The sequence below is a fragment of the Streptomyces sp. NPDC029041 genome, assembly GCF_040637515.1.
GTDB lineage: Bacteria > Actinomycetota > Actinomycetes > Streptomycetales > Streptomycetaceae > Streptomyces.
Genome location: NZ_JBEZWO010000002.1, coordinates 127,028 through 145,619, shown reverse-complemented (window position 1 = coordinate 145,619; position 18,592 = coordinate 127,028). Strand labels below are relative to the sequence as shown.

The 18,592-nt window shown below is 72.5% G+C and carries 15 protein-coding genes and 3 tRNA genes; 5 read left to right on the top strand and 13 right to left on the bottom strand.

The window, feature by feature from the left end; all coding sequences use genetic code 11:
- Nucleotides 1-53: 53 nt before the first annotated feature.
- The 4 genes from AB0F04_RS04245 to AB0F04_RS04230 all read right to left on the bottom strand — a co-directional run bounded on the left by AB0F04_RS04245 (nucleotide 54) and on the right by AB0F04_RS04230 (nucleotide 5,729).
- Complete coding sequence (locus AB0F04_RS04245; protein ID WP_362037613.1) at nucleotides 54-1,982, bottom strand: ABC transporter ATP-binding protein; 1,929 nt, start codon at nucleotides 1,980-1,982, stop codon at nucleotides 54-56.
- Entirely contained in the window at nucleotides 1,982-3,715 is a 1,734-nt protein-coding gene (locus AB0F04_RS04240) for an ABC transporter ATP-binding protein (protein WP_362037610.1), read from the bottom strand. Before AB0F04_RS04240 ends, AB0F04_RS04245 begins: the two co-directional genes overlap by 1 nt.
- Before the next feature lie 112 nt (nucleotides 3,716-3,827).
- A complete protein-coding gene (locus tag AB0F04_RS04235) occupies nucleotides 3,828-5,276 on the bottom strand; it encodes an FGGY family carbohydrate kinase (RefSeq protein ID WP_362037607.1) in 1,449 nt (482 codons plus the stop codon).
- Nucleotides 5,277-5,423: 147 nt separating this feature from the next.
- Nucleotides 5,424-5,729: a YtxH domain-containing protein gene (locus AB0F04_RS04230; protein WP_221758190.1), complete on the bottom strand. Its 306-nt coding sequence runs from the start codon at nucleotides 5,727-5,729 to the stop codon at nucleotides 5,424-5,426.
- 159 nt (nucleotides 5,730-5,888) lie between these two features.
- On the opposite strand from AB0F04_RS04230, the gene AB0F04_RS04225 reads away from it, so the two are divergent.
- The 3 genes from AB0F04_RS04225 (at nucleotide 5,889) to AB0F04_RS04215 (ending at nucleotide 6,307) form a co-directional block, all read left to right on the top strand.
- Nucleotides 5,889-5,961: transfer RNA gene (locus AB0F04_RS04225), tRNA-Asn, on the top strand.
- A 5-nt stretch (nucleotides 5,962-5,966) separates the two neighbouring features.
- A tRNA-Asn gene (locus tag AB0F04_RS04220) sits at nucleotides 5,967-6,039 on the top strand.
- A 191-nt stretch (nucleotides 6,040-6,230) separates the two neighbouring features.
- A tRNA-Ile gene (locus AB0F04_RS04215) sits at nucleotides 6,231-6,307 on the top strand.
- 98 nt (nucleotides 6,308-6,405) lie between these two features.
- Here AB0F04_RS04215 and AB0F04_RS04210 read toward each other — a convergent pair.
- The 6 genes from AB0F04_RS04210 to AB0F04_RS04185 form a co-directional block, all read right to left on the bottom strand.
- Complete coding sequence (locus AB0F04_RS04210; protein WP_362037604.1) at nucleotides 6,406-7,479, bottom strand: M12 family metallopeptidase; 1,074 nt, start codon at nucleotides 7,477-7,479, stop codon at nucleotides 6,406-6,408.
- 527 nt (nucleotides 7,480-8,006) lie between these two features.
- Entirely contained in the window at nucleotides 8,007-9,890 is a 1,884-nt protein-coding gene (gene uppS, locus AB0F04_RS04205) for a polyprenyl diphosphate synthase (RefSeq protein ID WP_362037603.1), read from the bottom strand.
- A 67-nt stretch (nucleotides 9,891-9,957) separates the two neighbouring features.
- The gene (locus tag AB0F04_RS04200) at nucleotides 9,958-10,923 is read right to left on the bottom strand and encodes a YihY/virulence factor BrkB family protein (RefSeq protein WP_362037600.1); all 966 of its coding nucleotides are present in this window, start codon (nucleotides 10,921-10,923) and stop codon (nucleotides 9,958-9,960) included.
- A gap of 70 nt (nucleotides 10,924-10,993) precedes the next feature.
- Nucleotides 10,994-11,236 carry a DUF6411 family protein gene (locus AB0F04_RS04195; protein WP_362037597.1) on the bottom strand — a complete coding sequence of 81 codons (243 nt, stop codon included), beginning with the start codon at nucleotides 11,234-11,236 and terminating at the stop codon, nucleotides 10,994-10,996.
- Between the two features lie 154 nt (nucleotides 11,237-11,390).
- Nucleotides 11,391-11,552, bottom strand: a complete 162-nt coding sequence (locus AB0F04_RS04190) for a hypothetical protein (RefSeq protein ID WP_362037595.1) — start codon at nucleotides 11,550-11,552, stop codon at nucleotides 11,391-11,393.
- Between the two features lie 84 nt (nucleotides 11,553-11,636).
- A complete protein-coding gene (locus tag AB0F04_RS04185; RefSeq protein WP_362037592.1) occupies nucleotides 11,637-12,335 on the bottom strand; it encodes an ANTAR domain-containing protein in 699 nt (232 codons plus the stop codon).
- Between the two features lie 200 nt (nucleotides 12,336-12,535).
- On the opposite strand from AB0F04_RS04185, the gene AB0F04_RS04180 reads away from it, so the two are divergent.
- The gene (locus AB0F04_RS04180; protein WP_362037589.1) at nucleotides 12,536-12,883 is read left to right on the top strand and encodes an STAS domain-containing protein; all 348 of its coding nucleotides are present in this window, start codon (nucleotides 12,536-12,538) and stop codon (nucleotides 12,881-12,883) included.
- On the top strand, nucleotides 12,880-13,833 hold the full coding sequence (locus AB0F04_RS04175; RefSeq protein WP_362037587.1) for an anti-sigma factor RsbA family regulatory protein: 954 nt from the start codon (nucleotides 12,880-12,882) through the stop codon (nucleotides 13,831-13,833). The genes AB0F04_RS04180 and AB0F04_RS04175 overlap by 4 nt, the downstream gene beginning before the upstream one ends.
- 537 nt (nucleotides 13,834-14,370) lie before the next feature.
- Here the strand turns inward: AB0F04_RS04175 and AB0F04_RS04170 are convergent.
- The 3 genes from AB0F04_RS04170 to AB0F04_RS04160 form a co-directional block, all read right to left on the bottom strand.
- The gene (locus AB0F04_RS04170; RefSeq protein WP_362037584.1) at nucleotides 14,371-15,408 is read right to left on the bottom strand and encodes a rod shape-determining protein; all 1,038 of its coding nucleotides are present in this window, start codon (nucleotides 15,406-15,408) and stop codon (nucleotides 14,371-14,373) included.
- Between the two features lie 269 nt (nucleotides 15,409-15,677).
- Entirely contained in the window at nucleotides 15,678-17,018 is a 1,341-nt protein-coding gene (locus AB0F04_RS04165) for a carboxyl transferase domain-containing protein (RefSeq protein ID WP_362037581.1), read from the bottom strand.
- Entirely contained in the window at nucleotides 17,011-18,456 is a 1,446-nt protein-coding gene (locus AB0F04_RS04160) for an acyl-CoA synthetase (protein ID WP_362037578.1), read from the bottom strand. Before AB0F04_RS04160 ends, AB0F04_RS04165 begins: the two co-directional genes overlap by 8 nt.
- Nucleotides 18,457-18,592 lie beyond the last annotated feature (136 nt).

Sequence of the window (18,592 nt, the reverse complement as noted above, 5' to 3'; positions counted from 1 at the left end):
CCCAACCGGCCCGCAGCCGCCCCACGACCCCACTCGGCGCCCCCGGACGCGACTCAGTCCACCTCGGCCACCGCCTGCGCGAACTGCGCCTTGTACAGCCGCGCGTAGGCACCGCCCGCCGCGAGCAGCTCATCGTGCGCGCCCTGCTCGACGATGGACCCGTTCTCCATCACCAGGATCGTGTCCGCGTCCCGGATCGTCGACAGCCGGTGCGCGATGACGAACGACGTGCGGCCATGGGCGAGTTTCGCCATGGCCTTCTGGATCAGCACCTCGGTACGCGTGTCGACCGAGCTCGTCGCCTCGTCCAGCACCAGGATCACCGGGTCGGACAGAAACGCCCGGGCGATGGTGATCAGCTGCTTCTCACCGGCACTGACCCCGGTGCCCTCGTCGTCGATCACGGTGTCGTACCCGTCCGGCAGCGTCCGGACGAACCGGTCCGCGTGCGCCGCCCGGGCCGCCTCCTCGATCTCCCCGCGGGTGACCTCACGGGAGGCGCCGTACGCGATGTTCTCCGCGATCGTGCCGCCGAACAGCCAGGTGTCCTGCAGCACCATGCCGATCCCGGCCCGCAGTTCGTCCCGGGACATCCGCGCGATGTCGACGCCGTCGAGGGTGATGCGCCCGCCGGTGACGTCGTAGAACCGCATCAGCAGATTCACCAGCGTCGTCTTGCCGGCGCCGGTCGGGCCGACGATGGCGACCGTGTGCCCGGGCTCGACCTTCAGCGACAGGTCCTCGATGAGCGGCTTGTCGGGGTCGTAGCGGAACGACACGTGCTCCAGCGCCACCTGCCCGCGCAGCTCCTCGGGGCGCACGCCCGGCACCGGGTCCGCCTCCTGCTCCTCCGCGTCCAGCAGTTCGAAGACCCGCTCCGCCGAGGCCACACCCGACTGCACCAGATTCGCCATGGACGCGACCTGCGTCAGCGGCATGGAGAACTGCCGCGAGTACTGGATGAAGGCCTGCACATCACCGATCGACAGCGAGCCCGAGGCGACCCGCAGTCCGCCGACCACCGCCACCAGCACGTAGTTCAGATTCGACACGAACATCATCAGCGGCTGCATGACCCCGCTGTTGAACTGCGCCTTGAACCCCGCCTCGTACAGCGCGTCGTTCTGCTCGGCGAACTGCCGCGCCGACTCCTCCTGCCGCCCGAACACCTTCACCAGGGCGTGCCCGGTGTACATCTCCTCGATGTGGGCGTTCAGCTTGCCCGTCGAGCGCCACTGCTGCACGAAGTGCGGCTGCGACCGCTTGCCCACCCGTGTGGCCACGACGAACGACAGCGGCACGGTCACCAGCGCGACCAGCGCCAGGATCCAGGAGACGTAGAACATCATCGCGAGCACGCCGATGATGGTCAGCACCGAGTTGATGAGCTGCCCCATCGACTGCTGCAGGGTCTGCCCGATGTTGTCGATGTCGTTGGTCGCCCGGGACAGCACCTCACCGCGCTGGCGCCGGTCGAAGTACGACAGCGGCAGCCGCGACAGCTTCGTCTGCACGTCCTCCCGCATCCGGAACATGGTCCGGTTCACGGCCCGGTTCACCAGCCGCGTCGCCACCGCCATCAGCAGCCCGGCCACCGTGAACACGCCCAGCGCGAGCAGCAGCACATGCCCGACGGCCGTGAAGTCGATGCCCTTCCCCGGGGTGAAGTCGGTGCTGCGCAGCATGTCGGCGACGTCTCCGTCCCCGCGCTGCCGCATGGAGTCGAGGACCTGCTCCTTGCTCGCCCCCTCCGGCATGCCCCGCCCGACGATGCCCGCGAAGACCAGGTCGGTCGCCTTGCCGAGGATCTTCGGCCCGACGACGTTGAGACCGACGCTGAGCACCACGCACAGCAGCAGCACGTAGAGGGTGACCCGCTCCGGCCGGAACTGCGCGACGAGCCGTTTGCCCGACCCCTTGAAGTCGAGCGAGCGCTGGTCGGGGCCGCCCCCGGCCATCATCCGCCCCATGGGCCCCGCCATCAGGCAGCCTCCGCTTCCGTGAGCTGGGAGAGCACGATCTCCCGGTAGGTCTCGTTGTCGGCCATCAGCTCGTGGTGCCGGCCGGTGCCGACGACCCGGCCCTCGTCGAGGACGACGATCCGGTCGGCGTCCCGGATGGTCGCCACCCGCTGCGCGACGATCACCACGGTCGCCTCGGAGGTCTCCTCGGTGAGCGCGGCCCGCAGCGCGGCGTCCGTGGCGTAGTCGAGCGCGGAGAAGGAGTCGTCGAAGAGGTAGATCTCGGGCCGCTGCACCAGTGTCCGGGCGATCGCGAGCCGCTGGCGCTGACCGCCGGAGACGTTCGTCCCGCCCTGCGAGATCGGCGAGTCGAGACCACCCTCCAGCCGCTCCACGAAGTCCTTGGCCTGCGCCACCTCCAGCGCGTGCCACAACTCCTCGTCGGTGGCGTCCGGCTTGCCGTAGCGCAGGTTGGTCGCCACCGTCCCCGCGAACAGGTACGGCTTCTGCGGCACCATCCCGACGGTCTTCGCGAGCAGCCGCGGGTCGATCTCCGCCACCTCGACCCCGTCGACGAGCACCTGCCCCTCGGTCGCGTCGAACAGCCGCGGCACCAGCCCGAGCAGGGTGGACTTGCCGCTGCCGGTCGAGCCGATGACGGCGGTCGTCTCACCCGGCCGGGCCACGAGGTCCACCGCGCGCAGCACCGGCTCCTCGGCACCCGGATAGCGGAAGCCCGCCCCGCGGATCTCCAGGTGCCCGTGCCGGCGCAGCTCCCGCACCGGCGCCGACGGCGGCACCACGCTGGAGGAGGTGTCCAGCACTTCGCTGATGCGCTCGGCGCACACCTCCGCGCGCGGCACCATCATGAACATGAACGTGGCCATCATCACGGCCATGACGATCTGCATCAGATAGGCGAGGAACGCCGTCAGGTCGCCGATCTGCATCCCGCCGCTGTCGATCCGGTGCGCCCCGAACCACACCACGGCGATCGACGACAGATTCACCACCGTCATGACGATCGGGAACATCAGCGCGAGCAGGTTGCCGGTGCCCAGCGCGAAGTCCGTGAGGTCGGTGTTGGCCTTCCGGAAGCGCTGCTGCTCGTACTCGTCCCGGACGAAGGCCCGGATCACGCGGTTGCCGGTGATCTGCTCGCGCAGCACCTGGTTGACCGAGTCCAGCCGCTCCTGCATCGCCCGGAACAGCGGCCGCAGCCGCCGCACGATCAGCGTCACGCAGATGCCCAGCACCGGCACGACCGCGACCAGCACCCCGGACAACGGCACATCGAGACCGAGCGCCAGCACGATGCCGCCCACGCACATGATCGGCGCCGACACCAGCAGCGTGAACGTCATCAGCGCCAGCATCTGCACCTGCTGGACGTCGTTCGTCGTCCGGGTGATCAGCGACGGCGCCCCGAAGTGACCGACCTCACGTGCGGAGAACGACTGGACCCGGTCGAACACGGACGCCCGCAGGTCCCGCCCCAGTGCCGACGCCGTACGGGCCCCGTAGTACACGGCGCCGATGTTGCAGACGACCTGGACCAGCGAGATGCCGATCATCAGGCCGCCGTAGCCCAGGATGTAGCCGGTGTCGCCGTTCACGACACCCTGGTCGATGATGTCCGCGTTCAGCGTGGGCAGGTAGAGGGTGGCGCAGGTCTGCAGGAACTGCAGCAGCACCAGCAGGGCGATGGGTCTCTTGTAGGGCCTGAGATAGGTCCGCAGAAGTCGTATGAGCACGCTGCTTCTCTCGGAGTGGATGACGGGGCCGAGTGGTTGCCCCTGGCCCCTATCGTCGAACACTCCACCCGCGTTACCTCAACCGAATTAACCCAACAGGCGGTCAAACCCTTCAGAGGGCTCCGGGGTGCGTCTGCTCCCGTACCGCCACGAACTGCTGCCGCACCGCCTGCCCCACGGCCAGCTCGTCCCCGGGCTCCAGCACCTGCGCCACCGCGCCCTGCCACGCCGGCGGGTTGCGCACGTCGAGCGTGCCCTGCGAGGCGCCCAGCGCCCAGGCCGCCTGGCGGGCGGCGCCGATCGCCGCGTAGTCCGCGGGCTGCGGCACCACGACCTGCGTCCCGAACAGCATGGGCGCCGCGGCCTGCACGGCGGGCAGTTCCGCGGCCGGCCCGAGCAGGAACACCCTCCGCACCTCCACGCCCCGCCCGCGCAGCACGTCCAGCGCGTCCGCGAGCCCGCACAGCATCCCCTCGAACGCGGCCCGCGCCAGGTGCTCCGCCTTCATCGACTCGCGCCGGAGCCCGGCGAGCGTCCCGGCGGTGTGCGGCAGGTTCGGAGTCCGCTCGCCCTCCAGATAGGGCAGCAGCACCAGCCCGTGCGACCCGGGCGTCGACTTCATCGCCAGGTCGGACAGGCTCTCAAGATCCGGCAGCCCCAGCAGTTCGGCCGCCCCGCGCAGCGTCCGTACGGCGTTCAGGGTGGTGACGACGGGCAGGTGCATGCCGGTCGCGTCCGCGAGCGCGGTGATCATCCCGGACCCGTCGACCAGCGCCTCGGGGTGCACGGCCATCACGGACCCGGACGCGCCCAGCGACACCACCGCGTCGCCGAGGCCGATGCCGAGGCCGAACGCCGCCGCCATGGTCTCGCCGGTCCCCACGGAGATCAGCAGCCCCTCCGGTGTCGTACCGGCCGCGTCGGCAGGGCCGATCACCTCCGGCAGCATCACCTGGTGGCCCAGCGCGAGCTCCACGAGGTCGGGCCGGTAACCACCGGTCGCCGCGGACCAGTAGCCGGTGCCGGACGCGCCGCCCCGGTCGGTGGTCCTCCTGACCGGCCGGCCCAGCAGCTGCCACACCAGCCAGTCGTGCGCCTGGAGCAGGATCGCGGTGCGCTGCGCGTTCTCCGGCTCGGTCCGGGCCAGCCAGCGCAGCTTCGTGATCGGCTGCGCGGCCTGCGGCACACAGCCCACCGCCTGCGCCCACGCCTCACGCCCGCCGAGCGCGTCGATCAGATCGGCCGCGGCGACCTGGGTCCGCTTGTCGCCGCCGACCATCGCCGGCCGCACGGTGTTGCCCTGAGCGTCCAGCGGCACGACGGCGTTCTGCTGCGCCGAGACGCCGATCGCCTGCACGCCCTCCAGCAGCCCGCCGCCCGCGGCCTCGCCCAGGGAGAGCAGCCAGGCCTGCGGGTCGACGTCGGACGGCCGGCCGCCGCCGTCGGGGCTCTCCACCGGATGCGGCGCATATCCCTGCCTGAGCACGGCTCCGGAGTCCGTGTCACAGACGACGATACGAGTGAAATCGGGTGAACTGTCCAACCCGGCGACTATCCCCATGGCCAAAATTCTGCCGCACGCTCCGCCGAGGTCGGGCCGTGGGCGCCGTGGGGGGTGTCGCCGGGTTGCGAGTGCGGGCTCGTCATGGCTGCTCGCGCAGTTCCCCGCGCCCCTTTCAGGAGCGTGACCCTGCTCGGCATCCGTTGATCACGTGTTGCTCGTGCCCCAGTCGTCCTCGCCGCCGTTGTGGGTGGCGCGGTCGCGCAGGTGGCGGACGCGCTCCGCCACCGACTCGGGGACCCGGTCGCCGACCTTGTCGCTCACCACGTGGTACGCCTTGCCCGCGAACTCACGGCCCTGGTGGGCCGCCGTCTCCGCGGTGTTGCGTACGGCGGGGTTCTGCGCGAACTGCCGGGCTGATTTCTTCAACTGCTCGTAGCGCTCGCGTCCGGCCCTCGTGCCCAGCACGTAACCCAGGACGACTCCGGCGACGAACGTGAGCCGGTAACGCATCGCGGCCACCCTTCCCTTGCGTAGGTCTCCTGTGCGGCGTCGGCGCCGGGGAGTACCGATTGGCGAAGCACCCCCCTGCTTGCGCTAATGTATGTGTCGCAGCGAACGCGCGCCCCCTGGCGGATACCCAGGTAGGTGCGTTCGATGCAAACGAGACCTTCCTCGGTAGCTCAATTGGCAGAGCAGCCGGCTGTTAACCGGCAGGTTACTGGTTCGAGTCCAGTCCGGGGAGCTCGGTCCTCCGTAGCTCAATTGGCAGAGCAGCCGGCTGTTAACCGGCAGGTTACTGGTTCGAGTCCAGTCGGGGGAGCAGGTCGGAAAAAGGACCCCTCGCAGGGGTCCTTTTTCATGTCCGTACCCCTGTCCCGGGAACCGCGTGGCCCCCGGCGCAGTCCTCAAGGTCACGCAGGCCGTGCGAAGCCGCCCAGCCGAAGCAGGAGATCGTATGAGCGGCTATGCTGCGGCAGACGGCGCGCACACATGTACGCGACACGCCGCTATGGGGCGGTAGCTCAGCCGGTTAGAGCAGCGGACTCATAATCCGTCGGCCGTGGGTTCGAGTCCCACCCGCCCCACCAGTAACATGCCCTGACCTGCCGAAACGTATCACCGGTGGCCCTGAACAACGCCTCGGCGAGCCCGGTGATCAGGGTCGCGGGTAGTTCCCCGGCCCGGATCACCAGAGCATCAGCGCGGCCTTCCCGGGGCCCCAGGCCGAGTAGAGACGGGTGCGGAGCACGTAGCGACGCCCTTCGAAGAGCCGGACCTTCAGGCGGGCGTTGCGGTCCATGCCGCCGTCGTCCTCAGCGGTGAAGTAGCGCAGGTCACCGTCGACCTCCTCGAAGAGCACCATGACGACGTCGCTGTCCCCGAGGGTGCCGATCTCGTACATCCGCGTTTCCGGCGGGACGACGACGAAGTCCGACTGCTCACCGGCGGCGAGGTCCAGCTCGACCGACTGGAAGGGGCGGATCTCGGGCAGCGTGTCCTCCATGGGCGGGTACCAGCGTTTGACGTACTTCTTGTCCTTCTGGGAGATGGCCAGGGGGTCCGGTATGCCGTCCCGGTGGTACTTCTCCGGCCGGAGGATCAGGCCGGGGGGGAAGGGGTACTCCATGATCGATTCCGGATCCCACTCGGAACCTTCCACCTCGCTGGTGGAAAGCTTGCGCAGGATGTTGTGGAAGGTCTGCTCCCGTGGCCAGTTGTTCGGAGGACCGGCGAGTGTGGCGTAGACCCTCTCCTCGTCCCACTCGATGCCTGCGAACGGGTTCTGGTGTTCGTGGGCGAAGCCGAGCGCATGCCCGAACTCGTGTCTGGCGGTGGCCTTGCCGTGAGGGCTGGTCAGGTCCCAGCCGAAGTTCATCGTGCGCTCGCGCGAGCTGATGCCCAGCGCATCCCGGCCCACGTACGACCAGGAGCCGTCGCCCCGGCGGAAGCCGATGCGGATTTCGGCCTCGGAAGGGTGATCCACCTCGCGGAACTCCAGCCCGATGCCGATGTCCTTCCAGTCCCGGACAGCCCGGCGGACCTCGTCCAGCTGCTCACCGGAGGCGCCGTCCGCCTCGTTGAGGAAGCAGTAGCGCAGTACCGTGCCGTTGACCCACTTGGCACGGCCCACGAGTATGGCACTGAGCCGGTCGGGGCTGAGGTCCGGACGGAGAATCGGTTCGGTCACCGGGGGTTGTGCGCAGAAGAGCGCTGTCGCCTCTTCTTCTCTTGTGGGTGCCTCGTCGTGCGTGAGTGCCATGACTGTTCCCTTCCGCGGGTGCCAGTGGGGTCACGTCGTCGTCAGGTCCCTCGGGAGCGCTGACGTCTCGGCGTTGAACCGATCGATCACCGGCATCGTGATCCACCTGGCAGAGGTGGATCAGGCGCCATGTGCTGACCAAGGGGCGATCACGTCTCACGATGACGGTCAGCGGCGGGCGTGCCCGCCTGTGCCTCCAGCGGGCGGGCCGTGTGCTCCCGAAGGGACTTCGGCTTGCGCCTCGACGGCATCGTGCGGTCGGGAACTCTCACGAGCGTTTCCCGCAGCGGAGCCGACACCGCGCCGCGACCCCTTATGTCTCTCTTCATTACGGTACGGCCACTTGGGTGCTCCTGCATCAGGATGAACGCCCGGCCCTGACCGTACGGTTGCCCGGCACGCCCGCTTGTTGAAGCTTCAGCTCCCGGTTCACGCCGGTGCACTCATCGCGAGCCGAGCGCCGTGGCCCGGGAGCCAGTTGCGCGCTCAACGAGTCCACGCCGGGTGTCCAAAGCGGCCCCCCAGGATCACCCGCCCGATCCCGTGCCAGGGGCCGTCACACAGCGGCCCGCTGACGGCCCGTCGGCAGCAGCGAGCTCGCCCGTCGTGGCCGGAGTCGCGCCGTGGTGGCGCTGGCGGAGGGTGTAGGCGCTGACCGCCTGCCAGAGGTCGCGGCGGTCGGCGTCGGGCCACAGGCCGGGGGTGAAGTACAGCTCGGCGTAGGCCGTGTGCCAGGGCAGGAAGTTGGAGACGCGCTGTTCGCCGCCCGTGCGCCAGAGCAGGTCCACGTCGGGCATGTCCGGGTGCGGCAGGTGCTCCGCGAAGTCGTCCTCGGCGATCAGGCCGGGCTCCAGACGGCCCGCCCGGGCCCGCTGGGCCAGGGCGGCGGCCGTGCGGGTGAGTTCGTCCCGGCCGCCGTAGTCGATGCACATCGTCAGCGTCAGGCCGGTGCGGGCCCGGGTCGTGCGCTCCCGCAGGTGGAGGAGGTCGACAAGGTCGGGAGGCAGGCGGCCGGCGCGGCCGTGCCAGCGCAGCCGGACGTCCAGGTCGCGGAAGGGGTTCTCGGCCAGTTCGTCGCGGAGCAGGCCGAGGATCGCGTCGACCTCCTCCGGCTCGCGGTGCCAGTTCTCGGTGGAGAAGGTGTAGAGCGTCAGGTGGCGCAGACCGATGTCCAGCGCGCCGTGGACCACCTCGCGGACGGTCGAGGCGCCGGCGCGGTGACCCGCGTGCCGGGGCAGGCCGCGCTGCTGGGCCCAGCGGCCGTTGCCGTCCATGATCACGGCGACATGGGCGGGCATCAGGCCGGGCGGGATCTCGGGCGGCCGCTCGCCGCTCGGATGGGGCGGCGGCAGCCGGAAGGCACCGGTGGGTGCCGGCCCGGCGGGTGCCGATGCCCGGCTCGCGCCGGGACGGTGCGGCGGCGCCGTGAGCGGCGTCAGGCTCCAGGCCAGGGCCGCGCGGGCCCGGGCGGGGGCGAGGATGCGGGCCCGGGTGCGCAGTGCGGGCCGGGGCGCGGAGCGCAGCAGGTCCGGGCCGGCCGCGTCGACGGCGTCGAGCTGGGCGCACAGCAGGGCGGCCATCGTGTGCAGGACCGTGGCGGGCCCGGGGTGCATGCCCCGGGTGAGGGACTCCTGGCTCACCCACCGGCGGGCCAGACCGGTCAGCCGCGTGACCAGGGCGGCGACGGCGGGGCTCCAGCGTCGCTGCGCCAGGTCGGCCGCGGACCCGGGGTGCAGGTCGAGGGCCTCGGCGGGCAGGAGCAGATCACCCTGGGCGAGGTCGGCGGACAGGTCGGTGAGGATGTCGGTGAGCCGGACGCCGTCGAGGAACTCCTCGTAGGTCTCCCGGGTGTCCATGCGCAGGGCGACGGGAACCCCGGCCCGGTCGAAGACCGTGCGGACCAGACCGAACCAGGGCAGCAGATTGTCCCGGCCCCAGGCGCGCCACTGCGCCCAGTCGGCGAACTGCCTGCCGCGGGTGTCGTCCCGGACCTGGGCCATGGCGTCCCGCAGCTCGGACAGGTCCAGGCGCCAGCGGTTCGCGGTGTCCACCAGGGCGTGGCGGACCGGGTCCGGGCTGGTGCCGCCGGGCAGTTCGCGGTGCAGGGCGCTGATCCAGGCCTCGACCCGGGCCGCCCGCTCGGCGGCGGGCACCGTGCTGTCGTCGCCCAGGTCGTCGAGGGCGTTGGCGGCCGCCCACAGGGCGTGCAGAGCCGGGCGCAGGGCCGCCGGAACCAGCTGGATCAGCGCGTACTCCGCCGGGTCCTGGGCTCTCGTCCGGCGCCGGCACAGCCGGTAGGCCGCCCGCAGGGCCGGGTCGTCGCCGGTCACCTGGCGGTCGGCCCGCTCCGAGGGTTCGGAGGTCGCTTCTCGGTCCGCCGGTGCTGTGGTCGCGGGGGGCACATCGCTCACACCCAGGACGATACGTCCTGGTTCAGCCGGTGGATCACAGGGGCCGGGCGCGCGTCAGGGAAGCACCTCACGGCCCCGGTCCCGGATCCGGCCGCACGGCCTCGGTGATCCCGGCCCGGGCCGCTTCGAGCTGGGCGGCGAACGCGATGCCGAGGAACAGCACCACACCGGTCAGGTTCGCCCACAGAAGCAGGGCGACGAAGGCCGTCAGCGGCCCGTAGACGGCGCCGAAGGAGCCGCTCTTCGCGACGTAGAGCGCCAGCAGCCAGGTGGCCGTGATCCACAGCACCAGGTGGACCGCGGAGCCGAACGCGAGCCAGGTGTAGCCCGGTTGGTCACGGCGGGGCGCCCAGCGGAAGATCGCCGAGGAGGCCACCCACGCGAGCAGCACACCCAGCGGCAGGTCCAGAGCCTCCCACCAGTCGAGCCACGCACCGGACCAGCCGAGGGCCTGCACCACCGCACCGCCGACGGCGTCACCGGCCACGAGGACGAGGAAGCCCAGCACCATAGGCATGCCCGCGGCGACGGCGAGCAACAGGGAGCGGCCGTACTTGGCCAGGAAGGGCCGGTCGCGCTCGATGCCGTAGATGCGGTTGGCGCCGCGTTCGACCTGGGCCATCGCCGAGGCCAGGTTGAGCACGGCGAACGCCAGGCCCAGCCACATGGCGACGGCGCCCCAGACGCCGGAACCGGCACTGCGTTCGGTGCCGTGCAGGGCGTCCTCGACCAGACGCGTGCTGGCGCCGGGCACGATCCGGCCGAGGGTGAGTTCGATGATCCGCCCCACGCTCTCCGTGTGCACGGTGGTGGCCACGCCGACCAGGGCGATGGTGATCGGCACCATGCCCAGGACCACCTGGAAGGCGAGGGAGCGGGAGTTGCTGAAGCCGTCGGCGTAGCGGAAGCGGGTGAACGCGTCGACGAGCAGCCGGCGGCCTCCGTAGCGCCGCAGGGCGGTGAACGCCTCGTCCCCGGAGAGCTCCTCCCCGATCATGTCCCGTGTCTGCGGGACGTGCACTGCGGTGCCCATCGAGAAAGGTCTCCTTCTGCCTGCCCTGCGTACCGGACCAGCATGCCGGGCGACGCGGCCGCGCGGTGGGTCAGAAGGGCATGCGGCCGCGGGTGCGGCGGCCGGCCGAGCCGCTGCGGCTCACCGCGCGGGAGCTCGTGTGGAAGGGCTTGGCGAAGAGCCTGCCCAGGACACCGGGTGCCTTGCCGCCGGCCCGGGCGCCCGCGCCGAGCGAACGCTGAGTGCCGCGCTCCGGGTGGCGGGAGAGGCGGGGGACGAGGAAGGCGAGCACGGCCAGCAGCACGCACCCGGCGATGACGAAGGCGACGACCACGGGTAACTCCTCTGACTGGTAGGGGAGATACGGGTTCCCCGCCGAGCCGCCCGTATGTGCCCTCCTCCGTTTCCGAATCTCCTCCGTTTCCGGGGCTCCTCCGTCAGAGGGACTCCGCCGTCACCGGGTCCCCTCCATCACCGGGACTCCTCCGTCATGGGGACTCCTCCGTCGGGGTGTCCTGACGCGGGTCGTCCCCGCCCGGGGTGTTCTCGTCGTCGCGGTCGCCCTCCGCCTGGGACGGGGTGGGACGCGGGGTCGTGTCCTGCTCGTCGTCGCGGTCGCCCTCGGCCTGGGACGGGGTGTGGTCACTCATCGTGTACCTCCTCGCGCAGCAGTCGGCTGCCGGGTACCCCGGTGGTCCGGGGAACACCGCCCCCGGACCCCGGTCCCTCACCCCTCAGCCCCGCCGGCGCCTGGCCACGGCCCGGTGCAGCGCCGTGCGCAGCTCGGCCGACGGGGCCGGGCCGTCCGCCTCCGCGCTCGCCGTCACCGCCGCCGCGACGTCCCTCAGCTTCGTGTTCGACAGCTGGGACGTCTCCCGCAGGATGTGCCACGCCTCGTCGGACGCGCAGCCGTGCGTGGCCATGAGGATGCCCCGCGCCTGGTCGATGACGGGGCGGGAGGCGATCGCCTGGCGCAGCTGCTCGACCTCCTCCTGGAGGACGTGCAGGCACTCCGCGCGCTCCAGGGCGACCGCGGAGACGGTGCGGACGGCCGGTGGCGCGGCGGGAGCGGGGCCCGTGCTCTCCGGGCCGGTCAGCGGATCGGTCGTGTCCAGGCCCGCCAGCTCCAGGATCCGGCGCGGCTGGCCGTTCCAGTTCGTCGCCCTCACCGTCAGCGCACGCCGCCGGCCGTGGTCGGCCAGCACGTCCAGGAACTGCAGCCCCGCCGTGTCCATGAAGTGCACGCCCCCCATGTCCAGGTCCACCCGCGTGACGGTGGCCGGCAGGCCGGCCAGGGTTCGCGCCAGGGTGTCCGCGCAACCGTGGACGAGCTCACCCCGCGGGGTGAGCTCGGCGCGGTCCGCGTCGACGCGGCCACGGATGACCAGGGTGTCCAGCCCTCCCGTGAGATGTGGTGATGCCGCTGAGGTCATGTCACCGCCTTGTCGGTCCTCGTCGGTCGTGTGCGTCTCGCCGGACTGCACGACGTCTCTCGCCCCCGTGGACGTCCTGTGTGAGCTGCGCCTGCCCGCCGTACGGCTTACTACACTCCCTTCCGGGGAATGAGCTTCTGCCGTACGGGTACGAGGGCTGTGGTCCGGAAACGGGGGAGCCGGAAACGGGGGAGAGGGCCGTGAAGACTCGGCATCAGCTTCCGGCGGCCGGCCCCGTGCCGGGCCTGGCGGTGTTCCCGCTCGCCGGGCGGCGGGGCGTCCGGGCGGCGGGGGAGGTCGGTCTGACGACGCGTGCGATCTGGGAAGGCGTGCTGGAAGAGGCTGTTCGCGAGGGTGAGGACGTGTACTACCTTGAGCTGTCCGACGTGACGTTCGTCGACGTCGCGGGCGCCGGTGCCCTCGCGGCCGCGGCCGGGCAGCTCCCGGACGGCCGGAGGTTCGTGGTGCGCCGCCCGCCGGCGGCCCTGCGGCGGACGCTGGACCTGCTCTGGCCCGGGCAGACGGGGATCGAGGTGTCGACGTCATGACCACCGCTGTCACCGAGCCCTTCGGGCCCCTGGACCCCTTCGCCCACCCCGCCCTCTTCTACCGGGACGAGCAGGAGTACCTCGACGGCACCCTGCCCTTCGTGCGTGACGGCCTGGACGCCGGCGAGCCGGTCGCCGTCGCCGTGCCCGGCAAGAACCTCGCCCTGATCAGGGACGCGCTGGGGGATGCCGCCGACGCCGTGCGGCTGCTGGACATGCGCGAGGCCGGACGCAATCCCGGGCGCATCATCCCGGGCGTGCTGCGTGCCTTCGCCGACGCCCAGCCGCCCGGCCGCCGGGTACGGATCATCGGCGAGCCCGTCTGGGCGGGCCGGTCCGCCACCGAGTACCCGGCCTGCGCCCAGCACGAGGCGCTCATCAACGCCGCCTTCCAGGGCCGGACCGCGACGATCATGTGCCCGTACGACGTGGCGCGGCTGCCCGAGCACATGGTCAGCGACGCGTACGTCACCCATCCCACCGTCATCCACCCCGGGTCCCGGACGGAGCAGGACAGCACGGCGTACGCCCCCGAGGACGTGGTCGTCCGCTACAACCAGGCGTTGCCGCCCGTGCCCGAGGCGCTGAAGTTCGCCTTCGACTCCGACTCCCTCTCCCATGCCCGGTACGTGGCCGTCGGGGAGGGCGCGCGGCTCGGCCTCGTCGGCGTGAAGCTCGACGACCTGGCCCTCGCCACGGCCGAGCTCACCACCAACAGCGTGGTGCACGGCGGTGGTTCGGGTGTGCTCCGGGTGTGGCCCGAGGACGGGTACGTGGTGTGCGAGGTCCACGACGACGGGCACATCACGGACGTCCTGGCCGGACGCCGGCCCGTGCCCCGCGATCAGCGCGGCGGGCGCGGGATCCTGCTGGTCAACCTGATCGCCGACCTGGTGCGGGTGCACCGCGGCGACAGCGGGACGACCGTGCGCTGCTGGTTCGCCCGCTGACCCGCCCGCCCGGTCGGCGCCCGGCCCGTGACGAAGCGCTCAGGCTCTCGGCGTCGACAGCCTGGGGCCAGACACTCGACGGCCCTGCGCTCGCGCATCCGGCGTCCGCGACCGGCGCTCGGGCTCGTGGCGTCCGCGACCGGGGGTTGGGCTCGTGGCGTCTGGGACCGGGGGTTGGGCTCGTGGCGTCTGGGACCGGGGGTTGGGCTCGTGGCGTCTGGGACCGGGGGTCGGGCTCGTGGCGTCCGCGACCGGCGCTCAGGCTCGTGGCGTCCGCGACCGGGGCTCGGGCTCTCGGCGTCCACGGCCGGGCTCTGGCATCCGGAGTCTGGGGCCGGTGTGAAGGCGCCCGGAGTCTGGGGTCGGCGTCAAGGCATCCGGAGTCTGGGGTCGGTGTGAAGGCATCCGGAGTCTGGGGCCGGTGTGAGGGCGCCCGGAGTCTGGGGCGGGTGTGAAGGCATCCGGAGTCTGGGGCCGGTGTGAGGGCGCCCGGCGTCTGTCGGCGGGGGTGAGGCGCTCGGTGTCGGCGGCCGGTGCTCAGGAACCCAGCGGGTCCAGGGCCAGTGGCGCGATCCTGCCCTCCAGCATGGCTCCGAGCCCCTGCACGGCGCACACGTCCGGCCGCTCGGCGATGTGCACCGGCATGCCGGTGGCCTGCCGCAGCATCTGGTCCAGGCCGGGCAGCAGGGCGCTGCCGCCGACCATCATGATCCCCCGGTCGGCCAGGTCGGCGACCAGGTCGGGCGGGCAGTCCCGCAGCACCTTGCCGATGCCGTCGAGGATCGCGGTGAGCGGCGTCTGGATGGCCTCCCGGACGGCCGCCGTGTCGACCTGGACGGAACGCGCCAGGCCCGTGGCGACGTCCCGGCCGTGGATCTCCGTGGAGGCCGGGCCCTGCGCGGTGAGGCCGTTGCCGGACAGGGCCAGCTGCAACGGCCGTACCGACTGGCTCGGCAGCATCAGCTCGTGCTTGTGACGCAGGTGCTGCACGATCGCGTGGTCGACGGCCTCGCCGCCCACCGGGATCCGCTCGGCGGTCACGATCGAGCCGAGGGACAGCACGGCCACCTGCGTGGCCGCCGCCCCGCACACCATGATCATCGTGGCCTCGGGCTGCTCCACGGGCAGCCCGCAGCCGACGGCCGCGGCGATGAGCGTGTCGACCAGTTCCACCCGGCGCGCCCCCAGCCCCACGAGCGTCTCGATCGCGGCGCGCTGGGCCAGCGGGTCGGCGTCGTGCGGGGTGCAGGCCGCGGCCCGCAGGATCGGCTTGCGGCGCAGCGCGCGGCGCATCTTGTCGCCGAGCAGATGCCGCAGCATGCGCTGCGCCATCTCGATGTCGACGACGGTGCCGCCGGAGACCGGCCGGACCACCCGGATGTAGTGCGGGGTGCGGCCCGTCATCTTCTCGGCGAGCTCGCCGACCGCGATCAGCGCGCCGGTGCGGGTGTTCACGGCGGCGGCGGACGGCTGGTCGACGACGAGCCCGGCGCCCTTGACGTAGACGCGTGTGCGGGCCGCCCCCAGGTCGACGGCGAAGTGGCAGCGGCGCAACTGCTCCAGACTGGCGGTCATGGCAGGTCCTCCCGAGAGCACAGACCGTGGGGGGCCGCCAGGTGGCGGGCCTCGCAGGCGTGGGTCCGCCGGATGGCGGGCCTCCTTCGCATCGTGCGCGGGAGGGGCCCGGGCCGCCTTTCCTGGGGGGCCGGGCGGGGCACCGCCGAACGGGGGGTTCGAGGGGCGCGGGACGCCGCCTTCGCCTCGTGTCCGGCCCCCGCGCAGCCGCCGGCCGGGTGGGCGCCGGGAGGCCGGGGCCCCTTCCCGGAACGGGGGTGTTCACGGCCTCACCCGCCGACCGTCCCCCGGATCACCCCCAGTTCCACCAGGTCCTGGGGCCGGATGCGCAGCTGGTCCGCCGTCGACTCCACCTCACGCGGGGGCCGTTTGAGGATGGCCGCCGCGAGTTCCGGCGCGATCACGGAGAAGTAGCTGTCGGGGGTGGCCCAGGTGTTGCCGGGGGCCGCCAGGGCCAGGGCGCCGCCGGAGCCGCCCTCGCCGATCACCAGTGTCGTCACCGGGGTGCGGGCACCCGCGACCACCCCGAACAGGTCGGCGATCGCCGCGCCCACGCCCTGCCGCTCCGCCTCCGCGTCGTTGGCCGCGCCCGGGGTGTCCACCAGCGTCAGCACCGGGATGCCGAGCCGGTCGGCGAGGCGGATCAGCCGGGCGGCGGTGCGATAACCGGCGGGACGGGTCGCCGTCCCGGTCTGCGCGGCGTACGCGACCGTACGGCCCTCGTGCGTGCCGAAGCCGCACAGCATGCCGTCCGGGTCCGTGCCGCCGCAGCGGTCGCCGCTGATCGCGACCCGGTCGGTGAAGTACGCGTCGAGGTAGGCGGCGGCCCGCGGCCGCAGGGGCGAACGGGCGCGGCGGACGGCGTCCCAGCCCGTGGCGGGCAGGACCGTGGACCCGCCGAGCGGTTCGGGCGGCGGGGCGGGCGTGGTGGACGGGCACGTCAGCAGCCGCAGCCACCGCCCCAGCGTCTCGCGCAGTTCTTCCGGTCGGACGACCGCGTCCGCCGCGCCCGTCGCCACCTGGGCCTCAGCCGTGTACGCCGCCGGGTCCGCGTCCGCCGGGCGCACCCGGGAGCCGGCGAATCCCACCTGGGCGCCGGGCAGCGCGAGCGTCACGTCGGCGCCCGCGCCCAGGGTGGCCCAGCCGCCCCCGGTCGTCGGGTCGCGCAGGATCGCGACCTGGGCCAGGGAGGCCTCCCGCGTGAGCGCCGACTGGCGGGCCACCCGCTGGAGTTGGGTCAGCGCCAGCATGCCCTCCTGCATGCGGCTGCCGCCCGTCGCCACCAGCGGCACCACCGGGAAGCGGCGTTCGCGGGCGTACGCGTACGCCGCCTCCAGCCGGTCGCCGGTGCGCTCGCCCAGGGAGCCGCCGAGGAAGCCGAACTCGAAGGCGATCAGCACGGCCCGGGTGCCGCCCACGCGGGCGGTGCCGCAGACCACGGACTCCTGCTCGCCGGTGCGTTCGGCGGCGCGGGCGAGGGAGGCGTCGTAACCCGGCCAGGCGAGCGGGCCGTCGGGCCTGGAGTGCCCCGGCGGGGCGGGGAGTTCCGCGAAGGTGGCGTCGTCGGCCAGGGCGGTGACGACCGCTCGGGCGGAGCGGAGGTCAGTCATGGGCCAGCGCCCGCTTCATGATCTTCCCCATGTCGTTGCGGGGCAGGGCGTCGAGGTGGTGCACGACCCGCGGCCGCTTGTGCGGCGCGAGCCGCCGCGCCACATGGTCCGCCAACTCCTCGAGGCCGGGGGGCGCTTGGGGGTCCGCCGGCACGATCCACGCCACGATCCGCTCGCCCAGGTCGGCGTCCGGCTCCCCGGTGACGGCCGCCTCCCGCACCCCGGGGTGTTCCAGCAGCGCGTTCTCGATCTCACCGGCCCCGATCTTGTAACCACCGCTCTTGATCAGGTCGGTGGCCTTGCGGCCGACGATCCGGACGTAGCCGTCGGGGTCGCGCACCGCCATGTCGCCGGTGCGGAAGAAGCCGTCCGCGGTGAAGGCCGCGGCGGTGGCGTCGGGACGGTTGAGGTACTCGGTGAACAGGTTGGGCCCGCGCACCTGGATCTCGCCCACCGTCTCCCCGTCGTACGCGGTGACCTCCGAGCCGTCCTCCTCGACCAGCCGCAGCTCCACCCCGGGCAGGGGCACGCCGACCGTGCCCGGGCGGGCCTCGCCGTCGGCGCGGACGCTGGTGTTCATCAGCGTCTCCGTCATGCCGTAGCGCTCGATCACCCGCCGCCCGGTCGCGGTCGCGATCCGGCCGTGGTCGTGCACCGGCAGCGCGGCGGAGCCGGAGACCAGCAGCCGTGCCCCGGTCAGTGCCTTCACCAGGTCCGGGTCGCTCGTCACCGCCTCCGCGATGCGGTGGTACATCGTCGGCACACCGAACAGCATGGTCGCTCCGGCGTTCAGCTCGCGGGCGACGCCCTGGGTGGTGAAGCGGCCCAGGTGGCGCACCGAGCCACCGCGCCGCAGCGGGCCGAGGGTGCCCAGGACCAGGCCGTGCACGTGGAACAGGGGCAGTCCGTGGACGAGCACGTCGTCGCCGGTCCACTGCCAGGCGTCGGCCAGGGCGTCCAGGGTGGTCGCGACGGCCCGGCGCGGCAGGACGGCGCCCTTGGGCGGGCCGGTGGTGCCGGAGGTGTAGACGATCAGGGCCGGGGCGTTCTCGTCGGCGTGCTCCTCGGGGACGGGGCCGGAGCCGTGGACGTCGACGTCCAGGCGGGGCAGGTCCCGTACGGGAGCCGGGAGTTGGTCGTCGGGCGCCGTGAGCACCAGGTCGGGGGCGCTGTCGGACAGGATGTGCCCGAGCTCCTTCTCGCCGGACCTGGGGTTGAGCGGCACGGCGGCGATCCCCGCCAGCAACGCGGCGACGACGGCGACGGCGGTCTCCATGGTGGGCGTCGCCCAGATGGCGACCCGGCGGGCGTCCCCGACACGTTCCGCCGTCGCACCGGCCGCGGCGGCGAGCTCGCCGTAGGTCAGGGAGCGCTCGCCGAACCGCAGGGCGGGCCTGTCGGCAGCGCCGCCGGTCAGGGCGGGGAAAAGGGAGGTCACGCGTCACATCTCCTCAGCTGTTCGCCTGTTCACGGGCGCCGGCCCGGCTGTCCCCAGCCGGGCACGGCCTTCACCAGCCAGGCCGCCGCCGGGACGACCGCGACCACGATTCCTCCGTACACCATCGGCCGCCGGA